This is a genomic window from uncultured Cytophaga sp. (genome assembly GCF_937863595.1).
Lineage (GTDB): Bacteria > Bacteroidota > Bacteroidia > Cytophagales > Cytophagaceae > Cytophaga.
The window spans coordinates 1-15970 of record NZ_CALMGQ010000037.1; the positions used below are offsets into that span (position 1 = coordinate 1).

Annotated in this window: 14 protein-coding genes and 1 tRNA gene; 4 read left to right on the forward strand and 11 right to left on the reverse strand. The window is 33.1% G+C overall.

Features of this window, described 5'->3' with window-relative positions:
* The first annotated feature begins 46 nt into the window (after positions 1–46).
* Positions 47–3217, forward strand: coding sequence for a gliding motility-associated C-terminal domain-containing protein (locus Q0543_RS02910; protein WP_299248863.1), 3171 nt, complete (start codon positions 47–49; stop codon positions 3215–3217).
* Between the two features lie 141 nt (positions 3218–3358).
* On the opposite strand, the gene Q0543_RS02915 is transcribed toward Q0543_RS02910, so the two are convergent.
* Entirely contained in the window at positions 3359–3736 is a 378-nt protein-coding gene (locus Q0543_RS02915; protein ID WP_299248866.1) for a GxxExxY protein, read from the reverse strand.
* 175 nt (positions 3737–3911) lie between these two features.
* A complete protein-coding gene (locus tag Q0543_RS02920) occupies positions 3912–4886 on the reverse strand; it encodes a deoxyhypusine synthase family protein (RefSeq protein ID WP_299248869.1) in 975 nt (324 codons plus the stop codon).
* Between the two features lie 260 nt (positions 4887–5146).
* Between Q0543_RS02920 and Q0543_RS02925 the strand changes: the two genes are divergently transcribed.
* Together Q0543_RS02925 and Q0543_RS02930 are read left to right on the forward strand one after the other, a co-directional pair.
* Positions 5147–5833, forward strand: coding sequence for a hypothetical protein (locus tag Q0543_RS02925; protein ID WP_299248871.1), 687 nt, complete (start codon positions 5147–5149; stop codon positions 5831–5833).
* Between the two features lie 127 nt (positions 5834–5960).
* Positions 5961–6608, forward strand: a complete 648-nt coding sequence (locus tag Q0543_RS02930) for a suppressor of fused domain protein (protein ID WP_299248874.1) — start codon at positions 5961–5963, stop codon at positions 6606–6608.
* Between the two features lie 44 nt (positions 6609–6652).
* On the opposite strand, the gene Q0543_RS02935 is transcribed toward Q0543_RS02930, so the two are convergent.
* Positions 6653–6904, reverse strand: coding sequence for a hypothetical protein (locus tag Q0543_RS02935; protein WP_299248876.1), 252 nt, complete (start codon positions 6902–6904; stop codon positions 6653–6655).
* A 419-nt stretch (positions 6905–7323) separates the two neighbouring features.
* On the opposite strand from Q0543_RS02935, the gene Q0543_RS02940 reads away from it, so the two are divergent.
* Entirely contained in the window at positions 7324–7761 is a 438-nt protein-coding gene (locus Q0543_RS02940; RefSeq protein WP_299248879.1) for a carboxymuconolactone decarboxylase family protein, read from the forward strand.
* Positions 7762–7825: 64 nt separating this feature from the next.
* Here the strand turns inward: Q0543_RS02940 and Q0543_RS02945 are convergent, their stop codons facing one another.
* From Q0543_RS02945 to smpB, 8 genes are all read right to left on the reverse strand, one after another.
* Positions 7826–8035 carry a hypothetical protein gene (locus Q0543_RS02945; RefSeq protein ID WP_299248881.1) on the reverse strand — a complete coding sequence of 70 codons (210 nt, stop codon included), beginning with the start codon at positions 8033–8035 and terminating at the stop codon, positions 7826–7828.
* Between the two features lie 167 nt (positions 8036–8202).
* The gene (locus Q0543_RS02950; RefSeq protein WP_299248884.1) at positions 8203–8637 is read right to left on the reverse strand and encodes a PaaI family thioesterase; all 435 of its coding nucleotides are present in this window, start codon (positions 8635–8637) and stop codon (positions 8203–8205) included.
* A 124-nt stretch (positions 8638–8761) separates the two neighbouring features.
* Positions 8762–8832, reverse strand: a tRNA-Cys gene (locus Q0543_RS02955).
* Positions 8833–9009: 177 nt separating this feature from the next.
* Complete coding sequence (gene rpsA, locus Q0543_RS02960; RefSeq protein WP_299248886.1) at positions 9010–10833, reverse strand: 30S ribosomal protein S1; 1824 nt, start codon at positions 10831–10833, stop codon at positions 9010–9012.
* A gap of 302 nt (positions 10834–11135) precedes the next feature.
* Positions 11136–13700: a triple tyrosine motif-containing protein gene (locus tag Q0543_RS02965; RefSeq protein ID WP_299248889.1), complete on the reverse strand. Its 2565-nt coding sequence runs from the start codon at positions 13698–13700 to the stop codon at positions 11136–11138.
* A gap of 346 nt (positions 13701–14046) precedes the next feature.
* Positions 14047–14526 (reverse strand): hypothetical protein, encoded by a 480-nt coding sequence (locus tag Q0543_RS02970; RefSeq protein WP_299248892.1) that lies wholly within the window; start codon positions 14524–14526, stop codon positions 14047–14049.
* 71 nt (positions 14527–14597) lie between these two features.
* Positions 14598–15377, reverse strand: a complete 780-nt coding sequence (locus tag Q0543_RS02975; RefSeq protein ID WP_299248895.1) for a C40 family peptidase — start codon at positions 15375–15377, stop codon at positions 14598–14600.
* 144 nt (positions 15378–15521) lie between these two features.
* Entirely contained in the window at positions 15522–15968 is a 447-nt protein-coding gene (gene smpB / locus Q0543_RS02980; RefSeq protein WP_299248898.1) for an SsrA-binding protein SmpB, read from the reverse strand.
* Between the last annotated feature and the right edge of the window lie 2 nt (positions 15969–15970).

Consider the following 15970-nt stretch of genomic DNA (forward strand, 5'->3'; position numbering starts at 1 on the left):
TTTCTTATATAAGTATAATAGACATAGGTAAAAAATTATTTTCTAAATGAAAAAAAATATACTCTTAGTATTCGTTTGCATCGCAATGCAATCTATTTATTCTGTAAATGCACAGAACTGTCCGACCGATTTATTATCGGGTCAAAATCTTATTGTAAATGGAGATTTTTCGGATGGCTTTAACAACTGGCAAACAGATTACAATCAATTCACTTCAGGATTTTCCACTCCAGGTAATTTATATGTAGGAACGGCTTCTCAAATGACATTTTTCAACAATGCCTTTTCTTCCCCCTTTAACGGCCAAACTGGTGTAAGTACGGATAAGTTTTTAATGATTGACGGTGTGTGTACACCGGGTCTAAAAATATGGAAGCAAACGAATATTCCTGTAAAACCAAATACAAATTACTATTTTTCATTTTGGATTAATTCGTTAAAAGACAATCCAAATTATCCGGGTATCGTTAATTTAGATGTTGACGGTACTAACATAGGTTCAAATATTTCGGCTCCACTTTTTGGTGGTGGAAACCCATCCTCTAGCGGTTGGATAAAATATGAAACCGTTTGGAACTCTGGTTTAACACCTCCTGCTACCGTAACTATTAGCATAGAAGGCAACCAAACAACGGGTTGTAGTGGAAATGGCGGAGAGTCAGATTTTGCAATCGATAACATTTCATTTATACCAGGTTGTCAATATGGATCAGCGGGTCCACAACCCAAATTAGGCCCTGATCAAACATTGTGTGGCTTTGGTCTTGCGGGACTTGTATTAAACGCAAATGTTCCGATAAACGCAACTACTACGATAACATGGAATGATGGAACAACGGGTTTCGGCGCACTAGCTCCATATACAAAAATAGTTACTGAACCTGGCACCTACTCTGTTTGTGTAACGGATAATGGCTCTTGTACAAAATCAGATATTATTGTTATCACAAATTCATTTTCAATCGATTTAGGTCCAGATTTAGTATTATGTGATCCAGCGTCTGTAACCTTAGATGCTAAATTTGTAGGAATAGGTGTTACGTATAAATGGTACAAAGATGGAGCAGTAGCTGAAGGAACAAATACCAACAAAACCTATTTTGTAAATACACCTGGTACGTATAAAGTAATTGTAACGGATCCTATCTGTGGACCACAAGAAGACGAAATTACTATAACAACAAAAGCTCCCAAAGTAACCAATAAAACGTATTGCAATGCTGGTGATATAACACTCAATGTTACGCCACCTAACGATGGTAAATACAAATGGTGGAACAGCCCAACAAGCATAGCTACTGCAGATTTACTTCAAAAAGGAGGTGATTCATATACCTTTACTGCTACTCCACCAACCAACTATACATTCTATGTTGAAGATACGGCATCATTCAGAGTAACGGTTGGTTTGCCCTCAGCAAGTGGGTTGTCTGGTCTTGGGGATAGAGGAGACAATTCGGTTGATACGGAATTGAAATTTGATGTATTAACTGCAATTAATATCGACTCTATTTATATTACTTTACACACCTATTCTTGTCCGACCAAACCTGTTGTACTGCAGGTTACAGACAATCTTGGAAATATTGTGGGTACTTCTGCAAGTTATAGTGTTAGTGCCGCTCAAGGTTGTGTTATTTCAAGCAACTTCCCAATAAAAATGCCTGTCGGTATTTCAGTACCTGCAGGCACAGGATATAAACTAAAAATGATTACAGGTGATAACATGAATTGGTACCAAAACGGAATGACTTACCCGCAAACATTCCAAGATGTCGTTCGCTTCACTGGTAATAATAGCAATAACAACTACGCTCCCAATGCAATTCCTAGTATGTTCCGTTGGGTGGTAACTGCTGGAACAGCTTGTGCACGCGTGCCTGTACAAGCCATTTTAAAATCATGTTTTCCTCCAGTAGCAGATGCAGGTACAAATATTCCTTTATGTAATACTCGTACTACAAAATTAAATGCAGGCCCTTTAGAATCAGATGAAACAGGTGAATGGAAATTAGCAACAGGCAGTATTGGTAGTGTTAATCCTGCAAACAGTGCAACAGGTACTTTAACGTTCACAGGCGATACAGCTTTCGTTGTATGGACTGTTACAAACGGAGTAGGATTTGACAGAGATACAGTAATGGTAACAACTACTACCGTAAATAAACCTACGGTAAACGGCCCATCTGAAACATGTCCTAATATAAGTGGCTTACTATTTACTGCGAGCCCAGACAATACATTAACAGGAAGTACCTACCAATGGACGGTATTAAGTGGTGACCTTTCAATTATTTCAGGTGCAACAACAACTGAAATTACTGCTGATGCGGGAAACACAAAAAGTATTGTTCGTGTTACAGAAACAAAAAATAATTGCTCTGCATTTAAAAATGATACATTAGAAATATCCGCTCCAACTGAAATTGCAAAAGCAGGTGACGATGCAACAATTTGTGCAAATGCATATACACTTGTAGGAAATATACCTAAAATTGGAAATGGCACATGGACCACAGTAACAATGGATCCAAATCAAGTGCTTACACCAATTCCTCCCAATAAGGCTACCGTAACAAACCTATCTGATAATGTTACCTATGAATTTATGTATCAAATTTCAGGTACCTGTGGAAACTCAACGGACTTTGTTAAAATAACTGTGAATGTTAATGGATTAAAAATAAGTTCCGTTACAAAACCAAATGATATTGCATGTGTTGGAAGCCAACGACAATTACAAGCAAATGTTACTGGTAGTTCAGGTCCTTACACGTATGTGTGGAATAAGAAAGGAACAACAACCTTGGATTCAACGAGAGTTTCAACGCATATAATTACTACATCTGCAGTTGAAGAAACGTATTATGTTTACGTAAAAAATAATACGTGTAGAACAGATTTAGATTCTGTAAAAATCATATCGATTGATTTTCAAAAATTAACGGTTCCCAATTTAATTACTCCAAATGGAGATGGATTGAATGACGTATTGAAAATTGTAGAAATTAACGATCATAGCAAATTAATGCTACCCAAAAATTCAGTATTAAAAATTTATAACTCATGGGGCAATGAAGTCTTCCATGCAGATAATTACAACAATGACTGGAATGCAGAAGGTGTTAGTGACGGTGTTTATTACTACTATGTAAAAGCAGGCTGCGGTGGTGAAGAACACAAAAGTTGGATTCAAATTATCGGAAACACAAAATAGAAATAGTGCTTTAACTATAAATAAAAAGGTCATTTTCATATATTGAAAATGACCTTTTTTGTTTATAAGTTGGAAATTATCTGAATCAGGATTTACAAAATTAAAAGATTAAACAAGATTACTTTCGACTTGATTCTACCTTTAAACATTGTATTTCGAATTAAAAACTTTTTTGAATTGAAGACTTGTAGATCCGAAGTTTATTAATAATCCTATTGGAAAATCATATGCTACAACATAGTTTTTGGCTTGTGCCAAGTGAACATCTTCTAGGTTTATAATCGCCTTTAGTTCAACAATAACTTTCCCGTCTACTATAAAGTCTGCTCTTCTAGTACCCACTTCAACCCCTTCATAATTAATAATTTGCTCTACTTCCCTAGCAAATTGAATATTTTTTTTTACTAATTCAAGAGCCAAACAACGTTGATAAATGACTTCCTGAAAGCCATTACCCAGAGTGCTATGTACTTTCATTGTACATCCATTTATTTTATATGTTATTTCATCTAAAGTCATTTTCATAGCTCATTTAAAAAGTATATCAATCATTACTTCATAATAAAAATGAAGCATAAAATTATTTAATAAAAAAAGAATCAGAATTTACGAAATTCTAGAAATAACAATTTAAAAATCTTGTTTAATCCTTCAATTTTGTAAATCCTGATTCAGACAATTTTAATTCAGAAAATTACCAACCTAATAAATAAGCAAAAATCAAAGGCACTACTATGGTAGCATCCGACTCAACAATAAATTTAGGTGTATTGATATCTAATTTACCCCAGGTAATTTTTTCGTTTGGAACTGCACCAGAATACGAACCATATGAAGTTGTAGAATCTGAAACTTGACAGAAATAACTCCAGAAAGGTATGTTTTCCATTTCCATATCTTGATACAACATGGGAACAACGCAAATAGGAAAATCACCTGCTATACCACCACCAACTTGGAAGAAACCTACACCTTTACCTTCTGAATTTTTAATATACCAATCGGATAACCACATCATGTATTCGATGCCTGTTTTTGTCATTGTTGGCTTGAATGTACCTTTAAGACAGTATGAAGCAAAGATATTTCCCATGGTAGAATCTTCCCAACCTGGAACAATAATTGGAAGGTTTTTCTCTGCTGCTGCAAGCATCCAAGAATTCTTCGGATCTATTTCATAATATTGTTCAAGTTCTTTGCTCAACAACATTTTGTACATGAACTCATGCGGAAAATAACGTTCACCCGCTTTATCTGCGTCGTCCCAAACTTTAAATAAATGTTTTTGTAATCTTCTGAATGCTTCTTCTTCTGGAATACATGTATCTGTAACACGGTTGTAATGGTTTTCCAATAAATCCCATTCATCCTGTGGACTTAAGTCTCTATAATTTGGTACACGTTTGTAATGCGAGTGTGCAACCAAATTCATGATATCCTCTTCCAAGTTTGCACCTGTACACGAAATGATTTGAACTTTATCTTGACGAATCATTTCGGCTAATGACTTACCCAACTCTGCCGTGCTCATTGCACCAGCAAGCGTAATCATCATTTTACCGCCTTCTAATAAGTGCGTTTCATATCCTTTTGCTGCATCTACTAAAGCGGCAGAGTTAAAGTGCAAATAATGCTCTTGAATGAATTGAGAAATAGGTCCCTTTGACATATTAATTTGAATGTTAAATAGAATAATAGTCTGCAAGTTACATGTTTAAATTGAAAACGTATAAACCTTAAGTGAAACCTGTGTTATTTAATCATTACCCATTGAAAATGAGAATTGTGTAGAAAACGTCGTCGAGGTTTAAAACCTCAACGACGTTCATCGTTGACAAGTTATTCATAACTCATCATTCATAATTCATAATTCAATTCCTTTTTTAGTAATTTGTAGTTAGAATAGAATTTCTAATTCATACCAATGTTATGGCAGAGTCAATTAATCCTGAAAACTGGAAAGATATATTTTCAGATACCTTATACATCATTACAGATCCAAATGCTGTAAAGGTTCCAGTAATTGAAACAGCTATAACAACTGCAATAAAAACTCCTAAAGTAGCTGAAGCGGCAAAAGAACCGACTGTTGCGACTGCATCTCCGTCAATTCCTAAAACACCTTCTATCCCTTCAATATCAATTCCTTCTATACCAACACCAACGATACCTGTATCTCCTTCATTAACTACATTAAAAGAACAGGTTATACCAGCGGTTACAGAAGCTACTCCTGCCCCATTAAAACCAACAGGAAAATACAGCAATGGTATCTTAATTTTAATGCATGCCTCTTACACTATGACTCCTGCACAGCAGGAAATGCTCGGAAAGATAGTTAAAGCAGCGCAGTTGGATTATAATGACTGTGGTGTATTGCAAGTAGAAACACCTGTAGTATTAAAAAATATAGAAGAGCTAAAACCACGCATCATACTATCTTTTGGCTTACCTACCGATGCCTTTACTCCTCGCCTATCAAAAGATCTATATACGATTCAGAAACATAATTCAACCGTTATACTTTTAGCCGATTCATTAGCAAAATTGGAAACAACGGTTGCCCTTAAAGGTAATTTATGGAATGCGTTGAAGGAAATGTTTGGAATAAAATAAACAACTTAATTTCTTTTAAATTAATCGACTGGCAAAAAAACAATTGCAAATTTATTAATACTTGCAACTAACATATTATTTAGTTTTTTTCTAAAAACGTTCCACTAAATTTAGTCTAAATAAACTCATGGATATTGAGACATATAAACTACAATTTGACGAAGAATCATCACCGGGCTGGGATGCAATAGATACAGCATTAGAGGTAGTATATGGCAATCAGGAGCCTGAACATTTTGCATCTGCAATTAAATACATGATTGGAGGTCCAGACCCCATTGATGGGACTAGTATCTATGATTCGCATAACCAAACACATCACAAACATTTCATAAGTTATGGAATGTCAGATTTATATTTTGCACCAGAAAAAGCAGAAAATGAATTTAATGGCTGGGGATTTGAGTTTACATTTCGATTAAAATGTGTTGAAGGAGAAGACCGTCCAATGTGGGCTATTGGATTGATGAATAATTTAGCACGCTATGTTTTTCAAAGTGGAAACTGGTTTGAAGAATTCCATTATATCCCAACCAACGGCCCGATTAAGTTTGATTCCCCAACAGATATCGTTGGTTTAATATTTATACAAGATCCGGAATTAGGAACAATTAATACACCACATGGGAAACTGGTATTTTTACAAATGGTTGGCATCACTACTAAGGAGTTAGAAAAAATCAAACAGAACCCTACAGGAATTGAAGCGTTTATAGATGACATGCGTATTTCAAATCCTTTATTCATAACGGATTTAGATCGTAAAGATATTTAGTTCGGAATAAAACTACTAAAAATCAACTCATACAAAGTAGACAATTAAACTACAGCTATTGTTTTTGCACCAATACTAACCTGTGCAGTTGTAGCTAAATCAATTTGATAATTTATAATAATGGCGTTGGTATAGCGCCTAATAAGCGGTAAAATCTCTTTTAAGCGTTCTTTGTTATTGCTATTCAAAAGTATTTTAATTACGGAGGCATTTGTCCAATTAAAAGATTTCAATTCTTTTTCAATCTGTTCCATAGCAAGCTGATTTAAGTGAATAAAATATATTAAACAATGCATAAAAATTATTTTATATAATTTGAACGCTCAAATAAGAACGCATTTCGACATATACAGTTCGGTAAATCAATCACAACTTATCCCCATTTAGATAATAACAACAAACGCATATTACACCAACTGAATTTGACTCCTTACCTTACAAAAAAAGCATTTTAGACACAGTTATTTGTACTCCTCTTCATTATGCAAAATCAGTTCGGAAGCGATATCAAAATTTAGTGAAGTGAGTAAGATCCGGAGAATAATTCAAAGCTTTTCTCATTCAGAAAAATAAATAAAAAAAACACCTCTTACAAATAGAAGAAATCCGTAAAGAAAATTAGTTCATATTAAATGGCTGGGGTCGATTATTTTTTATAGATTCAAAAAGTTTGGTATAAACAACACAATTTATCTTCTAATAAAACACAATAATGATGAAAAAGAGATTCAATTTAGCCGAACTTCAACCCAAAGCATATAAGGCAATGTTGGGTTTTGAGGCGTATCTACAGTCAAGTGATTTAAGCAAACAACACATTAATCTCATTAAAATACGAGCATCACAAATTAACAATTGCGCATACTGTTTAAATATGCATACAGAAGAAGCTCTTAAAAACGGAGAAACACAGCAACGTTTGTTTTTAATTAGTGCTTGGAGAGAAACAAATTTATTTACAGATGAAGAAAAAAATATACTCGCGCTTACAGAAGAAACTACACTGATCCATCAACATGGGGTTTCAGATTCTGTGTATGACATATCTGTAAAATTATTTGGTGAGAATTATGTAGCCCAAATGATCATGGCAATAATAGCCATAAATGGGTGGAATAGAATTGCTATAAGTACGCATTTACCGATAGACTAATTTGTGAACCGTATTCAATTTTACTTAATAAAGTAATACAATTTTTAGTAGAAATCGTATTACTTTATGCTAACGCAATTGTATCGTTTCCAATATTAATTAATGCAGAGGTTGATAAGCCTTCTTTGTAATTAATTATGATTGCGTTAGTGTACCTCCTAAATAATGGCAGGAACTCTTTTAGCATACTTTTACAACTGCTATTCAATGTAATTTGAATAGTGGAATCTTCATTCCAAGTGTATTTTTTAAGTGTTTTTTCTATTTCTTCCATGATCTATACTATATAATTCCGTTTCAAACAAATAAACATGTTCTAATGTATGTTTTTAACGGAAATTAATAATAAATGGTTGTATGTGTTACAAAAAAATTGAAATAATTTGCACAAATAACATTTAAATCAATAAAATCAACAATTAAAGAGGTTTAAGAATTTTCTCAATATGTCTTAATTTGCGTATTAATCAAATTTGAGGAAGCTCGGGCAACCATTTTCCCATCTGGCAAGGTTAGCGTTGCATGAACATTTATAATCGTTTTACCTTGGCGCACAACTTCTGCTGTACAGGTTAATACATCACCTATTTGGGCAGGTCTTAAATAATCAACATTTAATGTAACTGTAGCATAAAAAAAATCTACAGCTGATATTAAACAAACCGTACCACATAAATCATCTAATATGGTTGCAACCATTCCACCATGAATGGTTTTCATCATATTCGTCATATCCAAACGCACGGGCACTGTCACAACAATCTTTCCATTTTCAGCCATCACAGGCGTCATTTGAAGCCAATTACTGATCTCAGATGGACTATCTGTTATTACTTGTCCGATTCGGTTTTGAATGTATTCTAGGCGTGGATTCATAGGTAATTATAAACACGTGATTTTTTACGAGTATACTAATATATTAAAAAAGTTTGAAGGAATTCTACAGTGCAGGTTTTTATATAAATAAAAAAGCCTCCAATATTTCTATTGAAGGCTTTTGAGGTTTCGACCAGATTCGAACTGGTGTAGGAGGTTTTGCAGACCTCTGCCTAGCCGCTCGGCCACGAAACCCTTTATTATCTATTACAAAGGTATGAAAAACTTGCGAAGAATAAAGTTTTTTTCAAAAGATTTTAATTTTTACATGTTAAGTCCTTACTTTGAAAATAGTATACAACTACAATTTTCTAGCCATAAAAAAAGTCCCGCTTCTCAGCGGGACTTTCAATTATTTATAGAATTTAAGAATTACTTCTTACCGTCCATTGTATCTTTCAAATTAGAAAGTGCTTCGATATCACCTAATGTTGATTTCTCAACAGCAGGAGTTTTCGGAGCTGCAGTAGATTTTGCACCTTTAGCAGCAGCAGGTTTCTTTTTCTTAGCATCTGCAGCAGCTGGAGCATCTTCAGCTACTTCAGAGAACGTTTTCGTGTGAGATAAAACAATACGTTTATCATCTTTAGAAAATTCTAATACTTTGAAGTCTAATGAATCACCTTGTTCAGCATTTGCACCGTCCGCTTTAACTAAATGTTTGTTCATAGCGAAACCTTCAATACCGTATGGCAACTCAAGTACAGCACCTTTATCATTCTTAGTGATAACAGTACCTGTATGTGTTGAACCTGGAGTGAAGATTGTTTCAAATGTATTCCAAGGGTTTTCTTCTAATTGTTTGTGTCCTAAGGCAAGTCTTCTGTTTTCAACATCTAACTCTAAAACAACAACATCTAATTTATCACCAACTTTAACGAATTCAGATGGATGTTTGATTTTTTTCGTCCAAGATAAATCTGAAACGTGAACCAAACCATCAATTCCTTCTTCTAATTCGATGAACAAACCGAAGTTTGTTAAGTTACGAACTAAACCAGTGTGTTTCGTTCCAACTGCATATTTAGATATAGCATCAGACTTAGTCCAAGGATCTTCAGTCAATTGTTTAATACCTAAAGACATTTTACGTTCGTCACGATCTAATGTCAATACAACTGTTTCTAATTCGTCACCAACTTTAATGAAGTCTTGTGGGTTACGTAAGTGTTGAGACCAGCTCATTTCTGAAACGTGAATCAAACCTTCAACACCTGGTTGAATTTCAAGGAAAGCACCGTAATCTGCAACGTTTACGATTTTACCTTTAATTTTTGAACCAACTGCAATATCAGCAACCAATGCATCCCAAGGATGAGATGTAAGTTGTTTCATACCAAGAGAAATACGTTTTTTCTCTTCGTCGAAATCTAACACTACGATTTGTACTTTTTGATCTAAAGCCAATACTTCTTGTGGATGGCTTATGCGGCCCCAAGAAATATCTGTAATGTGAAGTAAACCATCAACACCACCTAAATCGATGAACACACCGAAGTTTGTCATGTTTTTGATAACACCTTCTAATACTTGACCTTTTTCAAGGTTATTCAAGATTACCGCTTTTTGTTTTTCGATATCTTTTTCGATCAACACTTTATGCGATACAACAACGTTATCGTTTGTATAGTTGATTTTAACAACCTTAACTTCCATTTTCTTACCTACGAAGATATCGAAGTCACGAATTGGTTTCACATCAATTTGAGAACCTGGTAAGAATGCTTCAACGCCAAATAAATCAACGATCAAACCACCTTTAGTTCTTCTTTTTACTAATGCTTCAATAATCAAATCGTTGTCAAGAGCGCCTTGGATATTTTCCCAAGCCTTAACGATACGAGCCTTACGACGAGACAATACTAACTGACCAGCAGCATTTTCTTGATCTTCAACGTAAACGTCATATTCTTCACCAACTTTCACGCCGCCTTCAACGTCACGAAATTCAGATAAAGGAATAAGACCATCTGATTTGAAACCGATATTGATGATAACGTCACGTTCTGTAACACCAACAACAACACCACTTAATACTTGTTTTTCAGTAACTTCACTTAACGTACCTTCGTACATTTCAGCGATTTCTTTTTTCTCTGCAGCAGTATAATTGCTACCGAAACCTTTGTCACCAGCTAAATCCCAGTTAAAATCTTCTGGTTTTGGAGTAAGCATAATATTCACCCTATTGTACATCAGCCTACGGGCAAGAGACTGAAATTTGTTTTTTTACGCAATTGCGCACCCGTTTAACCTAAAACGGACTGCAAATGTACGATTTTATTGATTGAATTACAAGGAATTGGGCAGGTATTAGGTTGTATGTTTTAAATTATAAGGAAATTCTATAACTATATAAATACTTGTAAATCTGCATATTAAAAAAAATCACGACTTACTGCTTTATTAGATAAAGTTTATTTACTGCTTTATTAGATAAAGGGAATGTATCGAAAGATTTAGTTCGTAATCATCTATTTTGAATCGAACACAACATTTTACTTATTTATAGGACTAAAAAACAACTTTCTTCTTAACCACGATTCAATCGGATTAATACTTAATGCAATAATAATATTTATGATAATTTTTAATGCAAAGATTGTAACACCTTGTGCATCTAACCAATCTTGCATTAATTCAGACATAATTTCAAACGCAGTCAACACGGTAAGTATAATAATAATCGCACTGATTCTACTAATTTTAGAACTCCCCTTCCGATTAAAATAAATAGATAATGACATCAACAAGGTAAGTGTACCGATTTCTATCGCATAAAACCAATACGTCTGGTACCAAGGTTTATGTATTGTAAACCGATAACTCGTTTCATTACTTAGGTGTATGTGATCATTTGTTGTTCGAACATTGAACGTATATATTCCATACTCTTGAATGGTATAATTTATTTTATTTTCAGATGTCCATTCACTCCAATCAGAATCAATCCCATCTAGCTTATATGAATACAAAATTTTATCTGGAGAATAATAATAATTAGCAGCACAATTAAACTCTACCGTTGTCACGTCTCCTTGCAGCATTATAGTAGATATATTTCCAATACCTTTCCATAAACCATTTATCAAAATAGTATCGTTTTTATCCTTAAATATAACACTACGTATATATGTTTGGGCTCTACTTAATTTATCTCTTTTGAAATTTAAGTTATACAATAAAAATCCTTCAGAAACACCTATTGCTAATGTGGAATCTGTATAATTGTCAAAACTAAAAATTTTATTTAAATACAGATATAAATTGAAATTTTTATCTGTATTTATATTACTAAAACCTTTAGATAACACCTCAATTGTATAGTCCAAGTTTCCTTGTTGAAAGTTCGAAGATTGTAACCATAGATTCGAATTGTTTTGATTGAAAACTAAGGGTATGCTAGCCTTATCAATTTTGTTTTCTATTCCAGAAGAAATTTTACTAATAGATTTAGATTTTATATTGTACTTGTATAGGCCACTATTAGTACCTAAAATAATATTATTATTAAAAGTGGTCAATGACAAATATTTAATTTTGGAATCAAGTGTTTCATTGAAAGGAGGAAAAACAGTTATTGAATCAAGGGTTTTATTTAATTCCCCCCTAAATAATTTATTTTCTGAATCAATAATCCAAACATGACCATTTAAGTCAATTTCGAAGTCAAATATCTCTTGTTTAGCGCCAACAATGTCGGTTAGTACGTTAAATCCATTTTTATACTGCAATAACTGAAATCCTTTGCTTGTAGATGTTATATAATAATCTTCGCCCAAAGGATAGGCTCTAACATTTTTATACAAGTTTGATTCAGACAAATTTTCAAGATTTTTCCCATCATATTGAAACAATCCATGAAGCGTACCGATTAAAAGTTTCGTTTTATGCTCTTTCAAAAAAAATATTGGTTGACGCAAGCTTTCAAATAGTTCGAAATTAGAAAAACCGGCATCCGGATTTTCTTTACAAGAAAATAGCCCATGACTTGTACCTAAAAAAACATACCCCTTAAAAATTTCAGAACAAAGACCCACACCATTTATATTAATGCGTTCATCAAAAAATCGAATGGGTGTGTTAAATCCAATATAACTTAATCCATTTTCATGACAGACCCATATATTTTTATAGCAATCTTGGTACACTGCAAATATTTTATTGTCAATTAATCCAAATTGCTTATCAAAATGATATTTAGTTGTCAAATCATCTGAATCAATGACATATAGTCCTCCAATGGTAGTTCCTACAACAAGTTCATTGCCCAAATATTCTTGACAAAAAATGTAATCTGTGTCTAAATTGTTAGTAGTTGTTTTTTTCTCAATCGTAATTGTTCCATCGTATAATCGATAAAATCCTTCATCAAAAAGATGATAACGAATACCTCCTTTAGGATGTGCTGAAATAAATTCAATGGAACGATTTAGCAACTCTGGCTTTGTATAAAAAATAGTAAAGTCTAGTTTTTGTTCATCAAAATACAAAATACCTTTACTATTGCTATAAGCGTATACACCATTATTAATAACAAAAACAGAACGTAAATAAATATCACTCTTAACTATTTTAATAAATTGTTTTTGAGAATCAAAAATAATAATACTACCTTCTGTTAGAAAAAAAATTTTATTTTGAAAAACAAATACCTTCCACACATTTTTAATAAGTGACCGAATTTCTTTAGGACATTTATCCATTAAGGATATATATTCTTTTTCTCCAACTGAATTAGCCCGTAAATAACCAAGATCATAATCACCACCTACATATATTGTTCCGCTAGAGTCTTTAGCTAAACTACGCGTTGCAGTACCACTTTTCGTTTGAATGAGATGCCAGTGTACACCATCATATTCCAATACGCCGGCAGTGTTTGCAAAATATAAGATACCATTATTATCCTCAATGGCATCCCAATTCTCTATACCAGCATGATAATCTTCAACGGAATATTTCTTAATGAGCGGTATACCTTCCTGAGCTTGAACAAAAAAATGACAGAGAAGAAAAAAAAGAAAGTAACTTATTCGAACCAAACGATTTATTAAATTCATTATTAAACAATAGTAAACACACAAAACCAACAAAATATAAGAAATTGAAATTTAGTATTAACTTTCAAACCATTATGAAGATGGACGCAGAAAATCATTTCACTCCTATATTATTTAAATACAAACTTACGAATTATTTGCAACTTATAAGATATATTCAATTAAAAATGGCAATAATTATATATACAAATCTATTGAAATCTATATGATTGTGAATCACATATTGAGGGATTATTCATTCTACTATTTTTTGTCTGAATTCGCATTAAGGGATTTAATGGGAATCACAGGATAAAAAAATAGGATGTAGCATTGTATTGAATGGGCAAATTAAATAGAACAAAATTTAAAGTATTACTTTAAATAGTATAATCTCTATGATTAGGATTACAAATGTCATTCTTTTATAAAATTTAAAATGAGACGGAATCGTAAATTCTTTATACCTATAGACTCTAAAAAAACGAATCAAACTTTTATAATACATGGCTTTTGAAGCATCCATGATTATAATTTTAACTATTAAAATTGAATACAAAACCAATATTGTATAATATATATAATCAAAATCGTATTGATAAAAAAAATCAAACAAGCCATAATTAAAAGCCCATTGGGCTAATGCAATAAGTGAAAAGATGTTCACTGTGAAATATAATATTAGGATCCAATCATCGGAAGTAGAACGAAGCTCATAACCTTTACCCTTCTTATCTTTAATTTCTAAATTGTATTTTTTATATAATTTAGAAATTGAATATATCTGATGACAGATTAAAAAATTAATTGGATTGGTCAATATATAAATAAGTAATTTTCGATCCATCTTTTATTTAAAGCAGAAATTATTAAAAATACAATCCCATTCATAATTCATAACTCCTAATTCATAATTAACTATAAGCCCACCCTCTTAATAAACGCCAGTCTATGTGTATAGATGCGCTTCTCTGCATGCACGATACCTTGCTCATCTATTAAGTCCATGCGTACTTGTCCAGATGCGTGAATGATTTTATTGCCATTCAACATCATGCCCACGTGGGTAATTTTATCCGATTCGTTTTTAAAAAATGCCAAATCGCCTTGTTGGTAATGTTCAAATGGAATCGTCATTCCAAGTTCTGCTTGTTGATAGGCATCACGTGGCAATGGAATGGAATACATGCGATAAATTTGTTGTATAAAACCAGAGCAATCAATACCAAAGTGCGTTCTACCGCCCCATAAATAAGGTGCACCTAAATACAAACACGCTGTTTGTTCAATTTTTTTAGCATTAAATGGTTCTGCATAACCCACATCGCCTTCTAAAATAAAGGGCTCATCACCTACTACAATAATTCCATTTTTATACAAAGGCACGGTAGATCCCATCAATAAAGGAAAAAAACGTGTTTCACTTTTTGCAAGTGCATACAAGGATTTACAAAAAACAGCAGGTGTAAGATTCAGCTTATGCATATAGGCCTCATCAATTGACAAATATTGCTTCGCATCGATCCAACCTTTATAGCTATCGAAATCATTTTGAACATACTTCCACTTTCCATCTTCAGATTGGGAAATAATTTCAAAACAATCACCAAACAACAATTGTGAAGTCATCTCATGACGATCACCTGCTTCCGCCCGCATGGGCACGACACTTAAATGACAAATTCCGTATTGTTTCATGTTAGAAAAGTACTGAGTACAGAGTACAAAGTACGGAGTATTTGAAATATTTTATTTTCAAAATTTAGTAAAGTCTTGTATATAACCGTATTTTTTGAGTATCAGACCACTGTGTTAGAGTATTTTGTACTCAGTACTCTATACTTAGTACTTTGTTCGCTGCATCTCTCGCTCATTATCTTTACTTTTAATCGACTCACGTTTATCAAAGAGCTTCTTCCCTTTTGCCAAGGCGATTTCTACTTTTGCATAGCCACGATCATTTGTAAATAAGCGCAAGGCAATCATCGTTAAGCCTTTTTCTTTAGAATGCATGAAGAGCTTTTTTAATTCTGCTTTTTTCAATAACAATTTGCGCGCACTCAAAGGATCGTGATTGTAAAAAGAGCCTTTATCGTATGAAGAAATATTCATATTCTTAATCCAAAGTTCTTCCTTATCAAACAAGCAATATGCCTCACTAATTGAAGCTTTGCTCATCCGAATGGCTTTTATTTCAGTACCTTTTAATACAATTCCGGCTTCATACGTCTCCAAAAATGTGTATTCAAAAGATGCTTTTTTATTTCGTATGTTAACGTTTTTAAGTATTT